The 3771-nt window shown below is 43.5% G+C and carries 4 protein-coding genes; 1 reads left to right on the forward strand and 3 read right to left on the reverse strand.

Annotated elements, in window-relative coordinates:
- Nucleotides 1-1742, forward strand: a 1742-nt coding sequence (locus Q1V93_RS02605; RefSeq protein WP_300661024.1) for a T9SS type A sorting domain-containing protein, incomplete at its 5' end; no start/stop codon positions are given.
- A 79-nt stretch (nucleotides 1743-1821) separates the two neighbouring features.
- Here Q1V93_RS02605 and Q1V93_RS02610 read toward each other — a convergent pair.
- The 3 genes from Q1V93_RS02610 to Q1V93_RS02620 all read right to left on the reverse strand — a co-directional run.
- Entirely contained in the window at nucleotides 1822-2457 is a 636-nt protein-coding gene (locus Q1V93_RS02610) for a DsbA family oxidoreductase (protein WP_300661027.1), read from the reverse strand.
- Nucleotides 2458-2476: 19 nt separating this feature from the next.
- Entirely contained in the window at nucleotides 2477-3169 is a 693-nt protein-coding gene (locus Q1V93_RS02615; RefSeq protein WP_300661030.1) for an alpha/beta hydrolase, read from the reverse strand.
- Nucleotides 3170-3241: 72 nt separating this feature from the next.
- The coding region (locus Q1V93_RS02620; protein WP_300661033.1) for a T9SS type A sorting domain-containing protein at nucleotides 3242-3771 on the reverse strand (530 nt) is incomplete at its 5' end.

Genomic DNA, 3771 nt, shown 5'->3' on the forward strand with positions numbered 1-3771 from the left:
GGCTGAAAGCTGACGCCGGTACAAATACCACAACAAATGGTTCTGCCGTTTCAACCTGGACAGATCAATCCGGAAACGGGGTTGTTCTCGGTCAATCAACCACTGCTCAACAACCTTCATTTGTAAACTCATTGATGAACGGTTTTCCCGCTATTGAATTCGACAATGCGGCTTCTTCCGGTCAGAACGATTATTTCTCCACCCCGGATAATTCCATTTTTGACAATACGAACGGATACAGCTTTTTCACCGTAACCCGGATGAAGGGATTTTCAGATGCCCAATCCATTATCAGTAAGCGCATCAATGTAGGAAACGAAGAGGCATTCATGCTCTTCTTCTATACCGGAAACAGATTGTTTGTTGATATTGATAACGACAATAACCGCTTTTCCAACAGTGTTGCGAACACTGCAAATACGAACAAGATCTACGATGTGTTCTTTGACGGGAATTTAGCAACAGCTCAACGCTCAACCATTTTCGACCAGGAGCAGCTTCAAATGACTTCAACTGAAAGCAGCTCACTTGTTGCGGATAAAAGTTCGCCTCTGTTGGTCGGAGCAACTCACTTGGGTGATCCGCGTGCGTTCAACGGATACATTTCAGAAATTATCATGTACCGCACAAAAGTGAACGATGCACAACGCATCATCATCAACAATCACTTATCGGCGAAATACGATATTCCCTTAAGCTCCAATGATGTTTATCTCGGAGATAATCCTGCAAACGGAAATTACGACAGAAACGTTGCCGGAATCGGGAGAGATGCAAACGGAAATTCAAATCCACAGTTCGATCCTTCTACCTGCGCCGGACTTGGAATCCGCTCTGTTTCCGGGCAAGACAACGACGATTACATTTTGGCCGGTCATGCTTCCCCCACAAACAGCGAAATCACGACGGACATTGCAGGAATAAGCGGCACCAATGTTTCCCGCTGGCAGCGCATCTGGTACATCGATGTTACGAATACAGGTACACCAAACGTTACAAGCATGATTTTCGACATGAGCGATGCAGGAATGGCGGGCGTAAACCTGGGTCCTGTTTCCAATTATATTTTGGTTTATCGTCCCACACAAACGGGTGCATGGACAGAAGTTGCAAGTGCCAGCTCCATTATTGGGGATCAGATCGTTTTCAACAATCAAGTTCTTTCTCTTGACGGATATTATACGCTTGCTACAAAAGATTTCACCGTGAGTCCGCTTCCTGTAGAATTGGTGAGTTTTGATGCTCAGCCCGAAAACAGACAGGTTTCTCTGACCTGGCAAACGGCCAGCGAATTCAACAGCAGTCATTTCGAAGTACTCCAATCAACTGACGGGGAAAACTGGTCTTCTATCGGAAGCATTGCTGCGCAGGGAAATTCCCAGGCGACGACTGACTATGCGTTATTCGATGAAAATCCAGCTTCAGGAATTTCTTATTACCAATTGAAATCGGTAGATCAAAACGGTTCTTTTCATTTATCCGATATTCGCTCGGTAAACAACGGTTCCAAAATCAACCAGGTAAAGATTTATCCGAATCCGGCCGATAAAGGTTTGGTAAACCTTGTTTCCGATGAACCGATCCGGATTCTTTCCGTCTACAATGCGTTAGGAAAAGTCGTTTTTGAAACCACCTTGAATTCGGAAGAAGCTTATTTATTGGATACACAATCTTTTGAATCGGGAATGTATTGGGTGAACCTGAACAACAGTGGCGAAAAACACAAGCTCATTGTGAGATAAGTTCGTTTTTGCGAATTCCGAGATAAAAAAATAGCCGGGACCTGTCCCGGCTTTATTATTTCTTTCCATTCTGAATCCTTTATTTTGAATTCAAAACCGTTTGAATGGTTTCTTCAAAATGCTCAATCGGTTGTGCTCCGGAAATAGCATACTTTCTGTCGAAAACAAAGAAAGGAACTCCACGAACTCCGATCTGCTGTGCTTCGCCGATATCATTGTTAACTGCCTGTGAAAAAAGCTCTTCGTTTTCCAATACCTCTTTCACGTCCAACGCATTCAATCCCGCTCCGACAGCTAATTCCATCAGCGTTGCGTTGTCATTCAGATCTTTTCCGTCCGTGAAATATGCTTTGAAAAATGTTTCTTCCATTGCATCTCCGAATCCTTTCGTTTTCGCCAATTGAATCAGACGATGTGCTGTAAATGAATTTGAAATGACTGCTTTTTCAAAATGATAATCCAAGCCTACTTCTGCTGCCCTGGCAACAACACCCGCATGCATTTGTTTAGAATCTTCCACTGACATGCCTTTGCGTTCAGCCAGGTATTCGTAAACATTCTTATCCGGTTGGGGAACAATTCCCGGGTCCAATTGGAAACTCTTCCACTCAATTTCAACCTGTTCTTCCGGAAATGCTTTCAGCGCTGTTTCCAGATGTCTTTTGCCGATATAACAAAACGGACACATGATGTCCGACCAAATTTCGATTTTCATGTTACAAAGTTACGCCAATTTACCCTGGTAGATACAAACTTAACAATTGTTGTACCAGTTCCTTCGGAGAAACCAGGTTTATCGGATGTTGCCAATCAGGAATCTCCAGGTATTCTGCCTGCGGAAGTTGTTCTTGAGTCTTTCTGGTTTCTTCCTCGGAAACCATGACATCTTTCGAGCCCCGGAGCAACTGAACCGGAATCCCGACCTTTGCAAAATCAGTATTTGTTAAAGCCGGTTTGTTTCCGAGACGCAACATCATTTGAGCCGTTTTCCCCAACACATTTTTCCATTGATCCTCTCCGTGCAGCGATTTCAGATACCCGGCGAACGCAGGAACTTTTTCCGCGATTTTCTCCGCGTTCAGCATTTTCGATTCCTTTTCAGCACTTTCGGGAGTCCAGTCAAATTTTGTTCCCAAAGTCACCAGTTTTTCAAATGAACCCGGGTTCCGGCTTTCTAATTTTAAGGCCACATATCCCCCCATGCTGTAACCGAAAATTAAGGGTCGATGAATTTCATTTTCCTGCATAAAATCCTGCAGATTTTGCGCAAACCCTTCGATGGAATATTCACTTTCGGTAACGGATTTTGCTCCATGTCCGTCAAAGTCAAAACTGTGAACCGCAAAATACGATTTCAATTGCTCAGCAATCTCTTTGAATTGGGATTTCGCACCCAAAGCTCCGTGAAGAATGATCAAGTTTTTCATGCTGCGAATATAAAAAAGAAATCCGTGCGTCTCGTTGACACACGGATTTTCAATTTATTACACGTTGATTCCTTATTGCTTCACTACTCGCTGAACACTTTGTCCGTTTGAGTTTTTGAAATCAAACAAATAAACTCCGCGCTCAAAATGCTCTAAAGAAACCGTTTTCTGGTTTTGGATTCTATCTTTCAAGACCACTTTCCCTTGAAGATCGTAAACCGTTAGTTCCGCATCCGATCCGGAGAAATGGATGTGAACCTGGTTGCTGGTCGGATTCGGGTAAACTTCAAACAAGTTTTGCTTGTAATCTGCCAATCCCGCCGTAGAAACCGAACCGTTGTTGAAGTAAATGGCTTCCGTTACTGCAAAGTATTCTCCTACGGATTTATTCGGACAGAATACGCTCAATTGCAACCAGTAAACGCCGTTTCCGTTGTTCAATACATAGCTCGTCGTGTCGAAGTTAGATCCGTTCGAATCTACGATATTCCAAATGACATTCACGGTATTTCCGTTTGCCCAAATCGAATCAATGTATGCCGTGTCAATTCCTCCGTAGTAAATATCACAGTTTGTTGCCGTCACACCTAACGAATCAATCG

Origin of the sequence: Fluviicola sp., assembly GCF_030151805.1 — a bacterium.
Taxonomy (GTDB): Bacteria; Bacteroidota; Bacteroidia; order Flavobacteriales_D; family Crocinitomicaceae; genus Fluviicola.